The sequence below is a fragment of the Agrobacterium tumefaciens genome (assembly GCF_031801495.1).
GTDB classification, from domain to species: domain Bacteria; phylum Pseudomonadota; class Alphaproteobacteria; order Rhizobiales; family Rhizobiaceae; genus Agrobacterium; species Agrobacterium tumefaciens_K.
Window position 1 is genome coordinate 1,134,292 of sequence record NZ_JAOEGC010000002.1, and the last position, 21,104, is coordinate 1,155,395.

Below are 21,104 nucleotides of genomic sequence, written 5' to 3' on the forward strand. Positions count from 1 at the left end.
AGGCTATGATCTACAAGGCTATCGTCTTTCTTCCGCTGATCGGCTTCCTGATCGCTGGCCTGTTTGGCCGCTCGATCGGTGCCAAGGCCTCGGAATATGTCACCACCGGTCTGATGATCGTGGTTGCGGTCCTGTCCTGGATCGTGTTCGTGAATGTTGCGCTCCTCGGCCACGGCGAGGGCGGTGAAATCATCAAGGTCAGTGTCCTGCGCTGGATCCAGTCGGGCGGCATCGACGTCGAGTGGGCATTCCGCATCGACACGCTGACGGCTGTCATGTTCGTCGTGGTCAACACGGTGTCCTGTCTCGTGCACCTGTATTCGATCGGATACATGCACCACGATCCGCATCGTCCGCGCTTCTTCGCATACCTGTCGCTTTTCACCTTTGCGATGTTGATGCTGATCACCTCCGACAACCTGCTGCAGATGTTCTTCGGCTGGGAAGGCGTGGGTCTGGCGTCCTACCTTCTGATCGGTTTCTGGTTCAAGAAGCCATCTGCATCGGCTGCGGCCATGAAGGCGTTCATCGTCAACCGCGTTGGCGACTTCGGCTTCATCCTCGGTATTTCCGGCGTCTTCGTCCTGTTCGGTTCGATCAATTTCGAAACGATCTTCGCGGCAGCAAGCACCTATCTGCCGGCTGAAGGCGCCGCGTCCACCGACGCTGTCATCAACCTGTTCGGCATGAGCCTCGACAAGGGTCATGCGATCACGGCGGTCTGCCTGCTGCTGTTCATGGGTTCCATGGGTAAGTCGGCGCAGTTCCTGCTGCACACCTGGCTGCCGGACGCCATGGAAGGCCCGACGCCGGTTTCGGCGCTCATTCACGCCGCAACCATGGTCACCGCCGGTGTGTTCCTCGTGGCTCGCATGTCACCGCTGTTCGAACTGTCGCCGGATGCGCTCACCTTTGTCACGCTGATCGGTGCGATCACCGCGTTCTTTGCCGCGACTGTTGGTCTGGTGCAGAACGATATCAAGCGCGTCATCGCTTACTCGACCTGCTCGCAGCTCGGTTACATGTTCGTGGCACTTGGGGTCGGTGCCTATGGTGCCGCCGTGTTCCACCTGTTCACGCACGCGTTTTTCAAGGCTCTCTTGTTCTTGTGCGCCGGTTCGGTCATTCATGCCGTCGATGGCGAGCAGGATATGCGCTATATGGGCGGCCTGCGTAAGCACATCCCGCTCACCTTCTGGACGATGACTGTCGGCACGCTCGCGCTGACCGGCGTTGGCATACCCGGCACCGTCATCGGCTTTGCTGGCTTCTTTTCCAAGGACGCCATCATCGAGTCGGCTTTCGCCTCGCATTCCAGCCTCGGCGGTTTCGCCTTCACGCTTCTCGTCATCGCTGCGCTGTTCACCAGCTTCTATTCGTGGCGTCTGGCGTTCATGACCTTCTTCGGCAAGCCGCGCGCTTCCGCGGACGTCATGCACCACGTCCATGAATCGCCGATGGTGATGTTGCTGCCGCTGTTCATCCTGACGGTCGGCGCTCTGTTTGCCGGTGTCGTGTTCGTCGAATATTTCTTCGGGCATCACTACGAGGAATTCTGGAAGGGTGCCCTGTTCACCGGTCCTGAAAACCACATCGTGCATGAGTTCCACAACGTTCCGAAGTGGGTGAAGTGGAGCCCGTTCGCAGCCATGGCTCTTGGTTTCGTGACGGCATGGTACATGTACATCAAGTCGCCGGAGACGCCCAAGCGTCTGGCCGAAACCCACCGTGGCCTGTACCAGTTCCTTCTCAACAAGTGGTACTTCGATGAACTCTATGACTTCCTCTTCGTCCGTTCGGCGAAGGCGCTCGGTCGCTTCCTGTGGAAGAAGGGCGACGTGGCGGTCATCGATCATTACGGTCCGAACGGTATTGCAGCGCGTGTGGTTGATGTGACCAACCGCATGGTCCGCCTGCAGTCCGGTTATCTTTATCATTATGCCTTTGCGATGCTCATCGGCATCGCGGCGCTTGTCACCTGGATGATGCTCGGGAGTGCCTTCTGATGACCGATTGGCCCATTCTTTCAACGGTCACCTTTTTGCCGCTCGTCGGCGTGGTGCTCCTGCTTCTGACGAATGAAAACGGCCCGTATGGACGCCGCAACATTCTCAATGTTTCGCTGCTGACGACCGTATTCACTTTCATCGTCTCGCTGTTCGTCTGGATCGGGTTCGACAATTCGAACCCGGGCTTCCAGATGGTCGAGAAGCATGACTGGTTCGGCAACATTGCGTCCTACCACCTGGGTGTCGACGGCATTTCCATGTTGTTCGTCATCCTCACCACCTTCCTCATGCCATTCTGCGTGCTGGCAAGCTGGGAATCGGTAGAAAAGCGCATCAAGGAATACATGATTGCCTTCCTTCTTCTGGAAGTCGTCATGATCGGTGTGTTCGTCGCGCTCGATACCGTTCTCTTCTACGTCTTCTTCGAAGCGACGCTGATCCCGATGTTCGTCATCATCGGCGTGTGGGGCGGCAAGGATCGCGTTTATGCATCCTACAAGTTCTTTCTCTATACACTGCTCGGTTCGGTTCTGACGATGCTCGCCATCATGGCGATGTATTGGCAGGCCGGTACGACCGACATCACCGAACTACTGAAATACGGCTTCCCGGCCGGTATGCAGACATGGCTATGGCTGGCGTGCTTTGCTGCCTTCGCGGTGAAGATGCCGATGTGGCCAGTCCACACCTGGCTGCCCGATGCGCACGTTCAGGCGCCGACCGCTGGTTCGGTCATCCTGGCTGGCGTCATGCTGAAGCTTGGCGGTTACGGTTTCATCCGTTTCTCGCTCGCCATGTTCCCGCTGGCTTCGGATTATTTCGCACCGTTCGTCTTCACGCTCTCGGTTCTCGCCATCATCTACACCTCTCTGGTTGCGATGATGCAGGACGACATCAAGAAGCTGATTGCCTATTCCTCCGTCGCCCACATGGGTTACGTGACCATGGGTATCTTCGCCGCGAACGTTCAGGGCGTGCAGGGCGCAATCTTCCAGATGCTCTCGCACGGCATCGTCTCGGGCGCGCTCTTCCTCTGTGTCGGCGTCGTGTACGACCGTCTGCACACCCGTGAAATCGCGGCCTATGGCGGCCTGGTGAACAACATGCCGAAATACGCCGTGGCGTTCATGATTTTCACCATGGCCAATGTCGGTCTGCCGGGTACCTCGGGCTTCGTCGGAGAATTCCTGACGCTGGTCGGCGTGTTCCGCGCCAACACCTGGGTTGCTCTCTTCGCGGCAACCGGCGTCATCCTTTCGGCCGCCTATGCGCTGTGGCTCTACCGCCGCGTCATTTTCGGTGCGCTTGAGAAGGAAAGCCTGAAGTCGATGCTCGATCTGTCGACCCGCGAGAAGGTTCTCCTTTACCCGCTGGTTGCCCTGACGATCTTCTTCGGGGTCTATCCGGCGCCGGTGTTCGATGCCACAGCTGCATCGGTCGATCTTCTGGTAAACAACTATACGGCTGCATTGCAGGCGGCGCAGAATGTTGCGCTCTCTATGAATTGACGACAGGACCCGTTGGACATGACCGCTGAAATTCTTTTTGCCAGTCTGCACATCGCGACGCCCGAGCTGATCCTTGCGGTCGGTGCGCTGGCGCTGCTCATGATTGGCGTATTCTCCGGCGACAAGTCGACCAATACGGTGACGGGCCTTTCGGTCGCGCTGCTCGTTGTCGTCGGTCTGTGGATCGTCTTTGCTCCGGCTTCGGGGCTGGCCTTCGGCGGCGTTTACGTCGCCGATGCCTTCGGCAACTTCATGAAGATTCTGGCGCTGATCGGTTCGATCACGGCCATGATCCTTTCGGTCGGCCAGAGCCGTTTCGAGCCGATTGGCCGTTTCGAGTATCCGGTCCTGCTGGTGCTGGCGACCCTCGGCATCCTGCTGATGATCTCGGCCAACAACCTGATCTCGCTCTACATGGCGCTGGAACTCCAGTCGCTGGCTCTCTACGTCATCTGCGCGATCAACCGCGAAAGCCTGCGCTCCACCGAAGCCGGTCTGAAGTACTTCGTCCTCGGCGCGCTGTCCTCCGGTATGCTGCTTTACGGCATGTCTCTGGTCTACGGCTTCACTGGTAACACCGGCTTTGCTGAAATCGCCCAGGTTCTGACGGCTGAAACCCGTTCGCTCGGCCTTGTCTTCGGTCTGGTCTTCGTTCTGGCCGGTCTGGCGTTCAAGATCTCAGCCGTTCCGTTCCACATGTGGACGCCGGACGTTTACGAAGGTGCACCGACCCCGGTGACTGCATTCCTCGCAGCTGCTCCGAAGATCGGTGCGATGGCAATCCTCGTACGCATTGTCGTTGAAGCCTTCCAGCCGGTGTTTGCCGACTGGCAGCAGATCGTAGTGTTCATCTCGATTGCCTCGATGCTGCTCGGCTCCTTCGCGGCAATCGGCCAGAAGAACATCAAGCGCCTGATGGCATACTCCTCCATCGGTCACATGGGTTACGCGCTGGTAGGTCTTGCCGCCGGCACGGAAGCAGGTATCTCCGGCGTCATTCTCTACATGACCATCTACATGGTCATGACGCTCGGCTCCTTCGCCTGCATCCTCTCGATGCGTCGCAAGGAAATCGGCAACGTTGAAAACGTCGAGGATCTGGCTGGTCTGTCGTCCACCAATCCCTTCATGGCGGTTGTACTGACCATCCTGATGTTCTCGCTCGCAGGCATTCCGCCGCTAGCTGGCTTCTTCGGCAAGTACTACGTCTTCCTTGCCGCCATCGAAGCCAAGCTCTACGCGCTTGCCATCATCGGTGTCATCGGCTCGGTTGTCGGCGCTTATTACTATATCCGCGTCGTCAAGGTGATGTGGTTCGATGAGGCCAAGGACAGCTTCGACCGTCCTGCTGGCGAACTGAAGATCGTTTACGCGCTCTCGGGGCTGTTTGTTCTTGCCTTCATCTTCTTTGGCGGTGCGCTCGGCAACGCGGTAACTGCCGCAGCAAAGACGTTCTTTTGATTGATACGCTTAAAAACACGGGCCGGATGTCGACTGACGACTTCCGGCACGAGGCGATGGCGGAAACGCCATCCACCAACATCGAATGTTTTGCCCGTGCGCGGGCAGGGGACGGTGGCAATCTGTGGATTACCGCCTCCCGCCAGACCGGCGGCAAAGGCCGTCGCGGCAGGCCATGGGTTTCCGAACCCGGCAATCTCTACGCATCGCTCCTCCTGATCGATCCCGCTCCCGTGGATCGCATCGGCTCGCTGCCGCTGGCTTTCGCGCTGGCCGTCTATCGTGCCGTCCGCTCGGTTCTACCGGCCGGTGGAGCGCCGCTTGAGATCAAATGGCCGAATGATATCCTGATAGGGCGAAACAAGACCTGCGGTATCCTCATGGAGGCGGAAGTGCTGCCCGATGGACGTCGGGCGGTCGTGATCGGCATCGGCATCAACATCGCGCACAAGCCGGATAATCCGCATTACCCCGTGACCATGCTGGCGGAACACGGTGCAGCATGCTCTCCGGACGAGCTTTTCGCGCATCTGTTCCGCGAGACGGCGGTGGTGTTGCAGGCCTGGAATCAGGGCGTTGGCGTTGCAGAGGTTATGGCAAGCTGGCGCGCCGCCGCTTGTGGTATCGGGGAGCGTATCACCGTGAATTTCCCGGACCGTTCTGTAGGCGGGCGCTTCGCCGGTATCGATGATAATGGTTTTCTCTTGCTGGATGAGGATGATGGCCCGAGACGGTCAATTGCCGCCGGCGATGTGTTTTTCGGGTAAGGGCCGCGCGCTGTAAAAATCGTGCAAGGCTTGCCCGCTCGAGTTTGGAGCCTCCCTGCTGCTCATGGAAAGCAGGGCGTCAGACCGGTTCCGCATCGGCCCGGTTGTCCTGACGCTCGATATGTCCGATGCTTTGAAAATGGTGTCGGGTTGCAGCCAGCGGCTGCGGCCCGCGTGCCGTTATGAATGGACAAGAACAACAATGGCTACACAGGACGAATTCGTTTTCCTGCCACTTGGCGGGGTTGGTGAAATCGGCATGAATCTGGCGCTGTACGGTTATGGACCGGCAGCCAAGCGTCAGTGGATCATGGTCGATTGCGGCGTGACCTTTGCTGGCCCCGATCTTCCTGGTGTGGATCTGGTGCTTCCGGATCTCAGCTACATCGAGCAGCAGAAGAAGAACCTCAAGGGCATCATTATCACCCACGCCCACGAGGATCACTATGGCGCGCTGAACGACCTGTGGCCGGGCCTGAACGTTCCGGTCTATGCGTCGCCATTCACCGCCGGCATGCTGGAGGCCAAGCGGAACTTCGAAGGCACCCGCGCCGAAATTCCGATCACGATCTTCAAGGCGGGCGACCGCATCAATGTCGGCCCCTTCGAGATCGAGGCTGTCGGCGTCAATCACTCAATCCCCGAGCCGATGTCGCTGGTCATCCGCACCCCGCTCGGTAACGCCATCCATACCGGCGACTGGAAGATCGATGAAGCACCGTCGCTCGGACCGTTGACGGATGAAGCCCGTTTCCGCGCCATTGGCGAGGAAGGCGTGCTGGCGCTTCTCTGCGATAGCACCAATTCTGTACGCGATGGTGTTTCGCCTTCCGAACATGAGGTTTCGGAAGGGCTTAGACAGATCATCGAAAATGCCGAAGGACGTGTGGCCGTCACCACCTTCTCCTCAAATGTCGGACGTATCCGTTCCATCGCGCAGGCCGCGGAAGCCGCAGGCCGCGAGGTTCTGCTGCTTGGTTCGTCCTTGAAGCGTGTCGTCAACGTCTCGCAGGATCTCGGCATCATGGAAGGCATCAAGCCGTTTCTCGCCGAGGATGAATATGGCTATATTCCCCGCGACAAGGTCGTGCTGATCCTGACCGGCTCGCAGGGCGAACCGCGTGCCGCGCTTGCCAAGCTTTCTCGTGACGAAATGCGCAACGTTGCGCTTGCTGCGGGTGATACCGTCGTCTTTTCGTCCCGCGCCATTCCCGGCAACGAAAAGGCCATCATCGATATCAAGAACGGCCTGATCGAGCAGGGCGTCCATATCATCACCGACAACGAGGCTCTTGTACACGTATCCGGCCATCCTCGCCGCAACGAACTGCTGCGCATGTACGAATGGACCAAGCCGCAGATCGTTGTTCCGGTACACGGCGAAGCTGCGCATCTGGTGGCACAGAAGGAACTTGCCGAGCAGGCGGGCATCCCCCAGGTGCCGAAGGTGCGTAACGGCAATATATTGCGTCTTGCACCTGGACCGGCGGAAGTCATCGACGATGCGCCGCATGGACGTGTGTTCAAGGACGGCAATCTGATCGGTGACATGGACGAGATGGGCATCGGCAACCGTCGAAAGCTCTCTTTCGCCGGTCACGTTGCCGTTAACGTCATACTGGACAGCCGGTTTGATTTCATGGGGGATCCCGACGTCGTACCCTTCGGCCTGCCGGAGTTCGACGACGAAGGCGAAGATATGGAAGACACCCTGTACGACGCCGTTCTCGGCGCAGTGGAAAGCATTCCTCGTGCGCGCCGCAAGGACCTCGAAATGGTGCGCGAGGCCGTGCGCCGTGCCGTTCGTGCTGCCGCCAATCAGGCGTGGGGCAAGAAGCCGATTGTGACGGTGTTCATCACGAAGGTCTGATGACATCATTGACGCTGGCGAGCAGGCTTCCTTCGGGGAGCCTGCGCGAAAAGGGCGGCATTCCTGTTTCCCGGTGAATGCGCTACAACAGGAGAGGATCAGGGTGCCGGGTGCGTCTCGATCCTGGAGCTTGGGAGGATGTCGTGCACTGGCTTTCGGTTTTTGCCGTCTATTTCATCGTGTGGTGGACGGTTCTTTTTGTGGTTTTGCCGATTGGCCTGCGTACGCAGGCGGAAGACGGTGAGGTTGCCGTCGGAACCGTCGCCAGCGCGCCGGCAAAATTCAGGGGGGCGAGAGTTCTGCTGATGACGACCGCAATTTCAGCGTTGGTCTGCGGTCTCTGGTATGGCGGATCCTGGTGGTTCGGCTTCACTCTGGATGATTTGCCGCGCATCGTTCCAGTTTACGATTGAAACCTGTCATATGGCTGACACCGATATGATGCTGAGAGAAGCGCCATATTCGGCCAGTTGACAATCAAAATTTTGCCGGATTGATAAAACGCAATTTTGCGTTGCTTTAAAAAAAGCAAAAAAAAACAAGGCATTTCAGCCTTGTTTTTCAGGTTTCGCGTGATCTGTAACCGTTGCCGGGGCAGCGAACAAGCGCGCCTAAGATCTGATCCTCCCAAGACTGACCGCGAAAACGGCAGGAATTTAGACTTCTTGCCTCTTTTGTAAGCTAAAATTAGCGTAATCCCCCAGGCTTGTCATCTAATTTTTTGCATATTTGCTACAGTCGGCAAAAAATTCTCTGCGGTTCAATTTGTCGCACCCGATCAAGAATAATATTCCGACCAAAGCGTTTTGTGAGAACGTGGTGTCTCAAAACTGTCATGAAAACGTCTTCAGCCGTCTTTTTGTGGCGGGTTTTCTTCTTCACCCGAAACGGTTATGTACGGCGCCAATATCCCTTTATTAGAGGCGATTCCCGCGTTCGTGCGCATTCGCCAGACACAATGGAAGCCGTCATGCGTCTCAGCCGTTATTTCATGCCCATCCTGAAGGAAAACCCCAAGGAAGCGGAGATCGTTTCCCATCGTCTGATGTTGCGCGCGGGCATGATCCGTCAGCAGTCCGCAGGCATCTATTCCTGGTTGCCGCTCGGAAAGCGTGTGCTGGACAAGGTGAACGCCATCATCCGTGAAGAGCAGAATCGCTCCGGCGCCGTCGAGCTTCTGATGCCGACCCTGCAATCGGCGGAGCTGTGGCAGGAAAGCGGCCGTTATGACGACTACGGCAAGGAGATGCTGCGCATCAAGGATCGTCAGGATCGTCAGATGCTGTACGGCCCGACCAACGAGGAGATGATCACTGACATCTTCCGCTCCTATGTGAAGTCCTACAAGAACCTGCCGCTGAACCTCTATCACATTCAGCTCAAGTTCCGTGACGAGGTGCGTCCACGTTTCGGCACCATGCGCTCGCGCGAGTTCCTGATGAAGGATGCCTATTCTTTCGATCTGACGAAGGAAGGCGCGATCCATTCCTATAACAAGATGTTCGTCGCTTATCTGCGCACCTTCGAGCGCCTCGGCCTGCGCGCCATTCCGATGCGCGCCGATACTGGCCCGATCGGCGGCAACCACAGCCATGAGTTCATCATTCTGGCCGATACCGGCGAATCCGAAGTCTTCTGCCACAAGAGCTTCCTTGATCGCGCCATCCCTTCCGTCGATACGGATTTCGACGACGTTGATGCGCTGCAGGCAGTGTTCGACGAGTGGACGGCCGACTATGCCGCGACCTCGGAAATGCACGACGAGGCTGCTTATGATGCAATTCCCGATGCTGACCGCCTTTCCGCGCGTGGCATCGAAGTCGGTCATATCTTCTACTTCGGCACCAAATATTCCGAGCCGATGGGCGCGAAGGTACAGGGTGCGGATGGCAAGGAACACGCTGTTCACATGGGTTCTTACGGTATCGGCCCGACCCGCCTTGTTCCCGCCATCATTGAAGCCTCGCATGACGAGAATGGAATCATCTGGCCTGCTTCGGTCGCGCCTTTCGATGTCGTCGTCATCAACATGAAGGCTGGCGATGCCGCCTGCGATGCTGCTTGCGAAAAGCTCTATTCCTCGCTTTCCGCGGCGGGCAAGGATGTTCTCTATGACGACACGGACGACCGTGCGGGCCAGAAATTTGCGACTGCCGATCTGATCGGCGTGCCGTTGCAGATCATCGTCGGGCCGCGTTCGGTTGCGAACGGCGAAGTCGAGGTCAAGAACCGCAGAACCGGGGAGCGTGAAACCGTCACGCTTGAAGCTGCGATGAACAAGGTGCTTGGCTGAGAAGCCGGATCGAGGAGACGACATGGCAAAAGCCGAGGCTGAGAAGAGTGCGGCAGCTTCCGTAAAGGAGACTGCCGCCCGGCCGTTTTCTGCATTCGAACGCATGGTAGCCTGGCGCTACCTGCGGTCACGGCGCAAGGAAGCATTCATTTCCGTCATCGCCGGCTTTTCCTTCGTCGGTATCATGCTGGGTGTCGCGACGCTCATCATCGTCATGGCGGTGATGAACGGTTTTCGTACCGAACTGATCTCGCGCATTCTCGGCATCAATGGGCATATGATCGTCCAGCCGATCGATACGCCTTTCAACAATTACGACGATCTTGCGAAGAAGTTTGCCGCCGTTCCGGGCGTCACCATGGCCTTGCCGCTCGTGGAGGGGCAGACGCTTGCCAACGGGCGCGGTGGCGCCGGTTCCGGCGCACTGGTGCGCGGCGTGCGCACCGAGGATATCGAGAAGATCAAGGAAGTCTCTTCCAATGTGAAGACCGGCGATCTCGTCGGCTTCATGTCGGGCGAGGGTGTTCTGGTCGGTTCCCGTCTTGCCTCGCAGCTGGGGTTGACGGCGGGCGACGACATCACCCTGATTTCACCGGAAGGCGATGTGACGCCGATGGGCGTCAATCCGCGGGTGAAATCCTACAGAATTTCCGGCGTCTTCGAGATCGGCATGTCGGAATATGACGCGTCGATGATCTACATGCCGCTGTCCGAAGCACAGCTTTATTTCAACTCCGAAGGCATCGTGCAATCGATCGAGCTCTACGTCAGTCATCCGGACAATGTCGACGGCATCCGGCCGCTTGTGGAGCAAGCCGCTGAACGTCAGGTTTACATCACCGACTGGAGACAGCGGAACCAGACCTTCTTCTCCGCCCTTCAGGTGGAAAGAAACGTGATGTTCATGATCCTGACGCTGATCGTTCTCGTGGCTGCGCTGAACATCATTTCCGGCCTCATCATGCTGGTGAAGGACAAGGGCAGCGACATCGCTATTCTGCGCACCATGGGTGCAAGTTCCGGCTCCGTCATGCGTATCTTCTTCATGACCGGTGCAGCCATCGGCATCGTTGGCACCTTTGCCGGCGTGGGGCTTGGTATCCTCGTATGTCTGAACGTGGAATCGATCCGGCAGTTCTTCTCCTGGATATCGGGCACCGTGCTGTTCGATCCGCAGCTCTATTTCCTGAGCCAGCTCCCGGCTGAAATGGATGTGAGCGAGACGATCTCCGTCATCATCATGGCGCTGACGCTTTCTTTTCTGGCGACCATCTTTCCGGCATGGCGGGCATCGAAGCTCGATCCGGTTCAGGCCCTGCGTTACGAATAAGGACCGCTTCCCGATATGGCTAAAAAAACTGTGCTGCGGCTTACCGGCATCGAGCGGACTTACGGTCAGGGCGAAACCTCGCTTTCCATTCTCCGCAAGGCCGAATTTGAAATGAAGAGCGGCGAGATGGTGGCGCTGGTGGCGCCATCCGGGACGGGAAAGTCGACGCTTCTCCATCTGGCTGGTCTGCTTGAACATGCCGACGCTGGCGAAGTCTTCATCAACGGCGCGCCCTGCAGCAATCTGGGGGATGAAGCCCGCACGGCAATCCGCCGCAGCGATATCGGCTTCGTCTACCAGTTCCATCACCTGCTGCCGGAGTTTTCCGCGCTAGAAAACGTGATGATGCCGCAGCTGATCGCCGGACTTCCGAACAAGGAAGCGTCAGCGCGCGCCAGTGCGCTGCTGGACTACATGCGCGTCGGCCACCGTGCCGAACACCGTCCATCCGAACTCTCCGGCGGTGAGCAGCAACGTGTGGCGATTGCCCGCGCCGTTGCAAATGCGCCGCTGCTCCTGCTGGCCGACGAACCGACCGGCAACCTCGATCCCGAGACGGCGCATTACGTCTTTGACGCGCTGGAGGCGTTGGTCCGGCAGTCTGGCCTCGCCGCATTGATCGCCACGCACAATCATGAACTGGCGGCGCGCATGGATCGGCGGGTCACGCTGAGCGAAGGCAAGATCGTGGACTTCTGATCACGTCGCAATCGACGGCGTGTGAGGCTGACCACAGCGCTTCCGATTTCCACAACGGATTTTTTCAACCCGAAGATGCTTTCTGCACCTTCGGGTTTTTCGTTTTTGAGTCAAAGGCTTGCTTTCAGCCGGAGGGAACCGGGAGTCGATTCTGTCGTTTGTTCAAGGTAGCGATGGCCGAAAGGCTGTTGACAATGAAACAAAATGAGAACAAAGTTGGAACATAACGAGTAAGGAGAGACCAATGACTGATTTCGTTCGTGACGTCGCCGCTTTCACCTCGATTGCCGTTTTTGTCGCCAGCTTTTCGATGATCCTCACCGCCCTCTGACGGACTAGTGAACAGGCTGGCTTGATTTCAAGCCTGTATAGATGCCGCTTGCCTGTGGACTTTATCGCCCGGAAGTTCGAAAATCACACGCGATTCAGAATGACGGGATGATAGAATGGGTGAGATGGCTGCGAGCAGCGAACCTTCGGGCGTAAAGATGAAAACGCCGGGTTTTGTCCACCTGCGGGTCCATTCCGCTTACTCACTCCTTGAGGGGGCGCTTCCCCTCAAGAAGGTTATGTCGAAGGCGGTAGCAGACGGCCAGCCGGCCATCGCCATTACCGATACGAACAATCTTTTCGTCGCGCTCGAGTTTTCGGAAAAGGCGCGTGACGAAGGTTTGCAGCCCATCATCGGCTGCCAAGTTTCCATCGACATGCAGGATGCGGTGGAGGATCGCCGCAATAACAATTCACATCTGGCAAAATTGCCGTCCATCGTGCTTCTGGCCGCGAATGCGCAAGGCTATGAGCGGTTGGTGAATCTCGTTAGCCGAGCTTATCTCGAAGGGGAGGGCAGTGGTCATCACGCGGTGAACATTTCCCGAGCCTGGCTGGAAGAAGGTTCGAACGCTGGCCTGATCGCGCTGACGGGTGCTTCGGGCGGTCCGGTGGATATCTCCCTGAGAGAAGGACATCCGCAGCAGGCGAAAGACCGGTTGTTGATGTTGAAGTCTCTGTTTGGTGATAGGCTTTATGTCGAATTGCAGAGGCAGGGCAGCTTCGACCGTGCGCACGAACGCCGGATGATTGCTCTTGCCTATGAAAATGATGTTCCGCTGGTTGCCACCAATGAGGCGTTTTTTCCATCGAGGGCCGATTATGAGGCCCACGATGCGCTGATGGCGGTTGCGCACAACGCCATCGTTTCCGACGACAGCCGCTTCCGTCTGACGCCGGACCATTATCTGAAGAGCCGCGATGAGATGATGGCGCTGTTCGCCGACATTCCGGAGGCACTGGAAAACACCGTCGAAATTGCGCTTCGCTGCTCCTACGTGCTCAAAAAGCGCGGACCGATCCTGCCGCGTTTCACCGGTGCCAGCGACGATCCGGAAGCGGCCGAGCGTGCCGAATCTGGTGAGCTTCGCCGTCAGGCCGTCGAAGGCCTCAACCAGCGTCTCGCTGCACTGGGCATGGCGGCAGGTTATACGGAACAGGAATACCGCGACCGGCTGGACTTTGAACTCGGTGTTATCGAGCGTATGAAGTTTCCGGGTTACTTCCTGATCGTTGCCGATTTTATCAAGTGGGCAAAGCAGCACGATATTCCGGTCGGTCCCGGCCGTGGTTCGGGTGCGGGATCGCTGGTCGCTTATGCGCTGACGATTACCGACGTCGACCCGCTGCGTTTTTCGCTGCTGTTCGAACGCTTCCTCAACCCGGAACGCGTTTCGATGCCCGACTTCGATATCGACTTCTGCCAGGATCGCCGCGAAGAGGTGATCCGCTATGTGCAGCGGAAATATGGTCGCGAGCAGGTGGCGCAGATCATCACCTTCGGTTCTCTGCAGGCCCGTGCGGCCCTTCGCGATGTTGGTCGCGTGCTGGAAATGCCCTACGGTCAGGTCGACAAGATCTGCAAACTGGTCCCTAACAATCCGGCCAATCCGACGCCGCTCTCAAAGGCGATCGAGGAAGAGCCACGCCTGCGGGAAGAGGCGGAAAAGGAGCCGGTTGTCGCTCGCCTTCTGGATATTGCCCAGAAGATCGAAGGGCTTTATCGTCACGCTTCGACCCACGCCGCCGGTATCGTCATCGGTGACCGGCCGCTGTCCCAGCTTGTGCCGATGTATCGCGATCCGCGCTCGGACATGCCCGTCACCCAGTTCAACATGAAGTGGGTGGAAAGCGCCGGTCTGGTCAAATTCGACTTTCTGGGCCTCAAGACCCTGACGGTCCTGAAGGTGGCCGTCGATTTTGTCGCCAAGCGCGGCATCAGTGTCGACCTGGCCGCAATCCCGCTAGACGACCCGAAGACCTACGAGATGCTGTCGCGTGGCGAAACCATCGGCGTTTTCCAGGTGGAAAGTGCCGGCATGCGCAAGGCGCTCATCGGCATGCGCCCCGACTGCATCGAGGACATCATCGCGCTTGTGGCATTGTATCGTCCGGGTCCGATGGAAAACATCCCGGTTTACAACGCCCGCAAGCACGGCGAGGAGGAGATCGAGTCGATCCACCCGACGATCGATCATCTTCTCAAGGAAACGCAGGGCGTTATCGTCTATCAGGAACAGGTGATGCAGATCGCTCAGGTTCTGTCCGGTTATTCGCTTGGCGAAGCCGATCTTCTGCGCCGCGCCATGGGTAAGAAGATCAAGGAGGAGATGGACAAGCAGCGCGAGCGTTTCGTCGATGGTGCGATGAAGAACGGCGTGTCTAAGGCGCAGGCCGACACCATCTTCGATCTTCTCGCCAAGTTCGCCAACTACGGCTTCAACAAATCGCACGCCGCCGCTTACGCCATCGTGTCCTACCAGACCGCCTATATGAAGGCGCATTATCCGGTGGAGTTCCTCGCGGCGTCCATGACGCTCGATATGGCGAACACGGAAAAGCTCAACGATTTCCGTCAGGACGCGGGGCGTCTCGGCATCGAGATCGTCGCGCCTTCCGTGCAGACGTCGTATCGCCAGTTCGAGACGGGTGAGAGCCGCATCTATTATTCGCTCGCGGCCATCAAGGGTGTGGGTGAGGGCGCGGTCGATCACATCGTTGAGGTGCGCGGCAACAAGCCGTTTGCCAGCCTCGAGGATTTCTGCCTGCGCATCGATCCCAAGCAGATCAACCGGCGTGTGCTGGAAAGCCTCATCAACGCCGGCGCCTTCGATTGTTTCGGCAAGGATCGCGCCGAACTGATCGGCGGGCTGGATCGGATCATCGGATATTCACAGCGTGCGCAGGAAAGCCGCGTTACCGGCCAGTCGGATATGTTCGGCTCGGGTGGTGCAAGCGGCCCCGAAAAGCTGGTGCTGCCTGCATTTCAGCCCTGGCTTGCCTCGGAAAAGTTGCTGCGTGAATATCAGGTGCTCGGTTTTTACCTCACGGCGCATCCGCTCGATACCTACAAGCCCACTCTGGAAAAGCTCAGGGTGCAGACCTTTGCGGAGTTTTCCGGTGCGGTAAAGCAAGGGGCGACGGCAGGGCGTCTGGCGGGTACCGTTACCGGCAGGCAGGAGCGCAAGACGCGCACCGGCAACAAGATGGGTATCATTACCTTCTCGGATTCGTCAGGCCAATATGAAGCCGTGCTGTTTTCCGAAGGGCTCGGACAATATCGCGACCTTCTCGAAGTCGGAAAATCGTTGGTGGTGACCGTTCAGGCGGAAGAACGCCCGGAAGGCATCGGCTTGCGTATCCAGACGGCGCAGTCGCTGGAGGAAAAGTCCGTGCAGATGCAGAAGGCCCTGCGCGTTTACGTGCGCGATTCCGGGCCTCTCAAGACCGTGGCGCGGCATCTGAACACCAAGGGCGATGGCTCGGTCTATTTCATCGTCATCAAGGACGAGGGAAGCCGCGAGATCGAGGTGGAACTGACGGAGAAATACCGAATCTCACCGGAAATCGCTGCCGCCTTGCGCTCGGCGCCCGGGGTTATTGACGTAGAACTCGTCTGACCTTCGCCTCGGCGGTTCAGACCGGCCCTTCTTTCGTCACCGTGATAAAGTCCGTGCCCTGCCCCGTTTCCATCTCGTGACTGAAATCCGAAACGGTGATCGAGCTTCCGGTCGAGAGTTCTTCCTCGATCCGTTTGCGGATATGGGCAGGTATGTCGATCCGGCTGAGGACAGCGCTCAACTGGTCGAAACCGCCAGGCGCCTCTGCAACGGTTATCCCCAGACGCTTGCGGGCTGCCGCAGGCAGATGGTTTTCGAGCGTCATGCCGTTCCACTCGGCTTGTCCACCGGTACGATCGACGGATACCGCTTCGAGGAAATGCGTGCCGAGCGCCACTTCCGGATCTCTGATGTCGACCGGCGCTTCGAAGAGCGGTTTGAAATCCTGTCGCACCATGATCTGGCCGCTTGGCGCATGATCTTCTCCGGCGGCCTCGTAGAGCGCCCGGGTGAACCCGTCCGTCAAAAGCGGGCCTGTTGTGTTCATGCCTTTCCAGCGCTTGAAACCGTTGACGGCGCTGATGGTCATTGCGCCAGCATAACCGTCCGGGGTGCCCGCATCGAAACCGAGTCGGGTCAGAAGCAACTGGATGTCCATCACCTTTTCGCGCTCGCCGCGGCGGGTGATGAGGATGCGCAGCGGTGAAGACTGCTTTTCCCTCACGTTTGGCTTGATGGCATTGGTCTTTTCGTTGACGGCAACCTCGACTGCTCCCAGGGCCGCATCGAACGTTGCCGGACGCAGTTCGACATCTGAAAGCAGCAGCTTTCCGTCGTCAGCGTCGTCGCGTGGCTGGAAAAGAGCCGGATGCTGCACGAAACGCAAGGAAACCGGTGCGCCGGTAATGATGACATGCACGCCGCGTTCTGTCTGGCCAAACAGTGATTGTGCGAATTTGGAGGGCAGCCGCACACAGCCATGCGATGCGGGATAGTTCGGAACCTTGCCCTCGTGTAGCGCAATCCCGGACCATGTGAGACGCTGCATGAACGGCATGGGCGCGGCCGAATAGATGTTGGATTCGTGATATTTGCGCTTTTCCAGGATGGAAAATATGCCGCTCGGCGTTTCGTGTCCGGCCTTGCCGGTGGAAATCTTCGAGGTGGCGATAATCTCGCCGTTCTCGTAAAGCGCCAGAGATTGGTCGCTTTTAGACACGACGATCTGCAGCGATTTCTGGTCGGCAGCGAGAACTGGAAAGGCGAGAATACTGGCCGACAACATGCCGGTCAGGAGACGCAGGCGAAGGGACATGACGCAATACACCACATGTACAAAACTGCCTCTACTCAACCACGTTAAGCTTAAGGAAGTTTAAGGGCGCCCTCGACTGTTCCATCACGAGAGTGTGTAAATGCTGAAAACAGGACCCGGATGTGCTGCCGCGTTACGCCCTAAAATCACTTATTTGCGGGTTCCGAAGGTGTAGCCGGTTTCGACGCTGCCTTTGCCGAATTTTTCCCTGAGCTTGTCCATCGCCGCTTCCGCCGCCGCCCGCCGCCCGGCAAGTTCGTCCACCAGGTCGGGAGGGTCGGCCCGTGCCGCATCGCACAGATCGGCCACACCTATCCCGAGCAGACGGAATCTGGTGCCATCGGCTTCTTTCTCCATCAGCGAAAGCCCGATCCTGAATATCCGGTCGGCAAGCTGGGTCGGGTCGTCCAGCTTGCGATTGCGCGTGCGAATCCTGAAATCAGCCGTCTTCATTTTCAGAACGACCGTCTGGCCCGCAATGGCGTGTTTTTTCAGGCGGGACGAAACCTTTTCCGAGAGGGAGCGCAGGATGGGGACAAGATCGTCGTAACGCGAGATGTCATTGAAAAACGTTGTCTCCGACGATACGCTCTTGGCCGGGTCGTTGATATGCACATCGCGCTCGTCGATGCCCCGTGAGAGGCGAAACAGCCGCTGGCCCATCGAGCCATAGCGGCGCATCAGGTCGCCTTCCTCCATCTCCTGCAGTTGCGATATCATGCGGATGCCATCCGCCTCCAGCGTGGCCGCAAAGGCCTTGCCGACGCCCCAGATGGTCGTGACCGGCCGTGTTGCCAGAAAGGAAAGCGCCTCGGCTTCGCCGATCACCGAAAAACCGCGCGGCTTGCGCAGGTCGGACGCCACCTTGGCCAGAAACTTGCAGTAGGAAAGCCCGGCGGAAACGGTGACGCCCACTTCCTTTTCCACGCGGCTCGCGAATTTTGCCAGCACGCGGGCAGGGGGATCGTGGTGTAATCTCTCTGTCCCCGAAAGATCGAGAAACGCCTCATCGATGGAAATTGGCTGCACGAGGGGCGTGAGTTCCTGCATCATGGTGCGGATCTGGCGGCCGACCTGGCTGTATTTCTCCATGTTCGGCTTGATCACGACGGCATCGGGGCAGGCCTCCAGCGCCTTGAACATCGGCATGGCGGATCGCACGCCGTGAATACGGGCAATGTAACAGGCGGTGGATACCACGCCGCGCTTGCCGCCACCGATGATGACGGGCTTGTCGGCAAGGTCTGGATTGTCCCGTTTTTCGACAGAGGCGTAGAAGGCATCGCAGTCGATATGGGCGATGCTGAGTTGATAGAGCTCATCGTGATAGAGAAGGCGCGGGCTGCCGCAGGCGCGGCAACGCTTCAGGCCCGCTGGCTGCCCAGCCAGACAGTCGCGGCAGAAACCGGGATCATACGCGTGCAACGTGGACATGACCTGACCGCAACCGATCCATAAACAAAACGGGAACGTTGGCGACAATACCCTGTCGTTCGCCGCGGCTCAAGCCGTCAATATTCGCCGGAATCGAGTCCAGGCCCGGAAAAGTGACGCCACGCGGCTTCGACCGTCTCGGGTGATGTCTCCGTTGCCGCGCAGAAGGCCATAAGGTCCGGTTCGTGGCTCATAAGGAAGTCTGTCAGGCCTGCGAGAAAACCGGGGTCGTTGACCGCCTGGCGCAGCATATTCGCTTGCAGGCCACTCAGCGCCAGAAAACGGGAGAGCATGTCCGGCTCGTTTGCCAGCCACCCAAGTATGGCGGCGGCTGTTTCTTGCGGATCCTTCTCGACATTGTCGTTGTTTTTAGGGTGTCGCAGCATTTCTCTTCCGAAGTTACCTATTTTGAAACCAAATCGCCTTAGCCTAACGCCACAATTGGACGATGGAATCGACTTTCTGGCAACTTATATGTGCAGATAAAGGTTTCAAAGCGGAGCGGGGACTGTTCGCCATGCCCAAACAGGTCATGATAGTCGAGGACAACGAGCTGAATATGAAGCTCTTTCGTGATCTGATCGAGGCATCGGGTTATACGACGATCCAGACTCGCAATGGCATGGAAGCACTCGACCTCGCCCGCAAGCATCGTCCTGACCTCATTCTCATGGATATCCAGCTACCGGAGGTTTCCGGTCTGGAGGTGACGAAATGGCTGAAGGAAGACGATGAGCTGCACGTCATACCGGTCATCGCCGTCACGGCCTTCGCTATGAAGGGCGATGAGGAGCGCATTCGTCAGGGCGGCTGCGAGGCATATGTGTCCAAACCGATTTCCGTCCCGAAATTTATCGAGATCATCAAGACCTATCTTGGTGATGCGTAAGGCGACTGGGGAAAACCATGACAGCGAGAGTTCTGGTTGTTGATGACATACCGGCGAACGTGAAGCTTCTGGAAGCGCGGCTCGTCGCAGAATATTTCGATGTACTGACCGCCGAAGACGGTTTCAAGGCGCTGGCAATCTGCGACAGCGAGCAGGTCGACATCATTCTTCTGGACATCATGATGCCGGGAATGGATGGCTTCGAGGTTTGCGAGCGGTTGAAGGCCAACCCGCATACCGCGCATATTCCGGTGGTCATGGTGACGGCTCTCGATCAGCCATCAGATCGCGTTCGCGGTCTGAAGGCTGGCGCCGACGATTTTTTGACGAAGCCCGTCAACGACCTCCAGCTTATCGCACGGGTCAAAAGCCTTGTGCGTCTCAAGTCTGTCAGCGACGAGCTGCGCATGCGTGCCGAAACCGCTCGCCAGATTGGCATGGAGGACCTGCTGAGAAACGACAACACGATGCAGGCGCCGGGCCGTGTGCTGCTCGTCGATGGCCGTGCAAGCTCGCAGGAGCGTATCATCAGAGCGCTGAAGCCGGTTGCCGAGGTTGAGGTGATGTCCGATCCGCAGGCCGCGTTGTTCAGGGCCGCGGAAAATCCCTTCGAACTGGTGATCGTCAACTCGACCTTCGACGATTACGATCCGCTTCGCCTGTGCTCCCAGCTTCGCTCTCTGGAGCGGACCCGCTTTCTGCCGCTTCTGCTTGTGGCGGAGCAGGGCGCTGACGATATGGTGGCGCGCGCTCTCGATCTCGGCGTCAATGATTACATTCTCCGCCCCGTCGATCCCAATGAGCTGGTCGCGCGTACGCTGACGCAGATCAAGCGCAAGCGGTTCAACGATCATCTGCGGCGCAATCTACAGCATACGATGGAGCTTGCGGTGGTTGACGGGCTGACGGGGCTGAACAATCGCCGCTACTTGGACAACCATCTCAAGGTACTTTTTGACCGAGCAGCAGCACGTGGCCGGCCGATTTCGATCTGCATTACCGATATCGACCGCTTCAAGAGCGTGAACGATACCTACGGCCATGATGTCGGTGACGAGGTTCTGCGTGAATTTGCGTCACGTGTGCGCTCCGCCGTGCGTGGCGCGGACCTCGCCTGCCGTTACGGTGGTGAGGAGTTCGTTGTCGTCATGCCGGATACCCCGATGGAAAACGCCATCGGTGTCGCAGAACGTCTTCGCGAGATCGTCGAGGACCAGCCTTTCTATGTCCGATCCATAGACCGAGAGCTGAAGATCACGGCATCGCTTGGCATCGCGACAAACAGTCCGTCGGTGTCTTTGCCGGATCAGCTTCTCAAACAGGCCGACAGGGCTCTGTACGAGGCCAAGAGTTCAGGAAGAAACCGCGTCGTCGCAGCAGCAGCCTGAGACAACCTTACAAACAAGCGATTAACTCAGATCATTTGTAAGCCTGGCTAAATTGAAGGAACGCGTGCTCGATCCTGTTATAGTTAAGGTTGAGTTCTACGGGGAATTCAATCGGATCGCGCCATATAGTGTGTCATACTGGTATATTTAACCATATCTTTCGACGCAAACGGTCTGGCCTTAAGAATTTGTTGATTTTTATTCCGCTTCTGCGCAAAATCTAATCCGACGAAAAAGATCTTCAGTCGGCT

At 57.9% G+C, this 21,104-nt stretch carries 15 protein-coding genes; 12 read left to right on the forward strand and 3 right to left on the reverse strand.

Going from position 1 to position 21,104, the window contains the following annotated elements; all coding sequences use genetic code 11:
• Positions 1 to 5: 5 nt before the first annotated feature.
• The 10 genes from nuoL (at position 6) to dnaE (ending at position 15,887) form a co-directional block, all read left to right on the forward strand.
• Positions 6 to 2,006 (forward strand): NADH-quinone oxidoreductase subunit L, encoded by a 2,001-nt coding sequence (nuoL, locus tag N7578_RS15000; protein ID WP_311111090.1) that lies wholly within the window; start codon positions 6 to 8, stop codon positions 2,004 to 2,006.
• Positions 2,006 to 3,517 (forward strand): NADH-quinone oxidoreductase subunit M, encoded by a 1,512-nt coding sequence (locus N7578_RS15005; protein WP_311111091.1) that lies wholly within the window; start codon positions 2,006 to 2,008, stop codon positions 3,515 to 3,517. The genes nuoL and N7578_RS15005 overlap by 1 nt, the downstream gene beginning before the upstream one ends.
• A gap of 18 nt (positions 3,518 to 3,535) precedes the next feature.
• Entirely contained in the window at positions 3,536 to 4,978 is a 1,443-nt protein-coding gene (gene nuoN / locus N7578_RS15010) for an NADH-quinone oxidoreductase subunit NuoN (RefSeq protein ID WP_311111092.1), read from the forward strand.
• A 26-nt stretch (positions 4,979 to 5,004) separates the two neighbouring features.
• On the forward strand, positions 5,005 to 5,745 hold the full coding sequence (locus tag N7578_RS15015; protein ID WP_311111093.1) for a biotin--[acetyl-CoA-carboxylase] ligase: 741 nt from the start codon (positions 5,005 to 5,007) through the stop codon (positions 5,743 to 5,745).
• A 202-nt stretch (positions 5,746 to 5,947) separates the two neighbouring features.
• Entirely contained in the window at positions 5,948 to 7,615 is a 1,668-nt protein-coding gene (locus tag N7578_RS15020; RefSeq protein WP_311111094.1) for a ribonuclease J, read from the forward strand.
• A 77-nt stretch (positions 7,616 to 7,692) separates the two neighbouring features.
• Positions 7,693 to 8,028 carry a DUF1467 family protein gene (locus tag N7578_RS15025; protein ID WP_311111095.1) on the forward strand — a complete coding sequence of 112 codons (336 nt, stop codon included), beginning with the start codon at positions 7,693 to 7,695 and terminating at the stop codon, positions 8,026 to 8,028.
• Positions 8,029 to 8,585: 557 nt separating this feature from the next.
• Positions 8,586 to 9,908, forward strand: a complete 1,323-nt coding sequence (gene proS / locus N7578_RS15030; protein ID WP_311111096.1) for a proline--tRNA ligase — start codon at positions 8,586 to 8,588, stop codon at positions 9,906 to 9,908.
• A 22-nt stretch (positions 9,909 to 9,930) separates the two neighbouring features.
• Complete coding sequence (locus N7578_RS15035) at positions 9,931 to 11,238, forward strand: lipoprotein-releasing ABC transporter permease subunit (protein ID WP_311111097.1); 1,308 nt, start codon at positions 9,931 to 9,933, stop codon at positions 11,236 to 11,238.
• A gap of 15 nt (positions 11,239 to 11,253) precedes the next feature.
• Complete coding sequence (locus N7578_RS15040) at positions 11,254 to 11,937, forward strand: ABC transporter ATP-binding protein (protein ID WP_311111098.1); 684 nt, start codon at positions 11,254 to 11,256, stop codon at positions 11,935 to 11,937.
• A gap of 446 nt (positions 11,938 to 12,383) precedes the next feature.
• Positions 12,384 to 15,887 carry a DNA polymerase III subunit alpha gene (dnaE, locus tag N7578_RS15045; protein WP_311111099.1) on the forward strand — a complete coding sequence of 1,168 codons (3,504 nt, stop codon included), beginning with the start codon at positions 12,384 to 12,386 and terminating at the stop codon, positions 15,885 to 15,887.
• A gap of 16 nt (positions 15,888 to 15,903) precedes the next feature.
• On the opposite strand, the gene N7578_RS15050 is transcribed toward dnaE, so the two are convergent.
• The 3 genes from N7578_RS15050 to N7578_RS15060 all read right to left on the reverse strand — a co-directional run bounded on the left by N7578_RS15050 (position 15,904) and on the right by N7578_RS15060 (position 18,962).
• Positions 15,904 to 17,142, reverse strand: a complete 1,239-nt coding sequence (locus N7578_RS15050; protein WP_311111100.1) for a L,D-transpeptidase family protein — start codon at positions 17,140 to 17,142, stop codon at positions 15,904 to 15,906.
• Positions 17,143 to 17,292: 150 nt separating this feature from the next.
• Positions 17,293 to 18,576 (reverse strand): DNA polymerase IV, encoded by a 1,284-nt coding sequence (locus N7578_RS15055; RefSeq protein ID WP_311111101.1) that lies wholly within the window; start codon positions 18,574 to 18,576, stop codon positions 17,293 to 17,295.
• Between the two features lie 77 nt (positions 18,577 to 18,653).
• The gene (locus N7578_RS15060; protein WP_311111102.1) at positions 18,654 to 18,962 is read right to left on the reverse strand and encodes a DUF3572 domain-containing protein; all 309 of its coding nucleotides are present in this window, start codon (positions 18,960 to 18,962) and stop codon (positions 18,654 to 18,656) included.
• 131 nt (positions 18,963 to 19,093) lie between these two features.
• Here N7578_RS15060 and N7578_RS15065 point away from each other — a divergent pair, with 131 nt between their 5' ends.
• Both N7578_RS15065 and N7578_RS15070 read left to right on the forward strand, forming a co-directional pair.
• Positions 19,094 to 19,465, forward strand: a complete 372-nt coding sequence (locus tag N7578_RS15065) for a response regulator (RefSeq protein ID WP_003496409.1) — start codon at positions 19,094 to 19,096, stop codon at positions 19,463 to 19,465.
• A 17-nt stretch (positions 19,466 to 19,482) separates the two neighbouring features.
• A complete protein-coding gene (locus N7578_RS15070) occupies positions 19,483 to 20,853 on the forward strand; it encodes a PleD family two-component system response regulator (RefSeq protein WP_311111103.1) in 1,371 nt (456 codons plus the stop codon).
• The last annotated feature ends 251 nt before the right edge of the window (positions 20,854 to 21,104 follow it).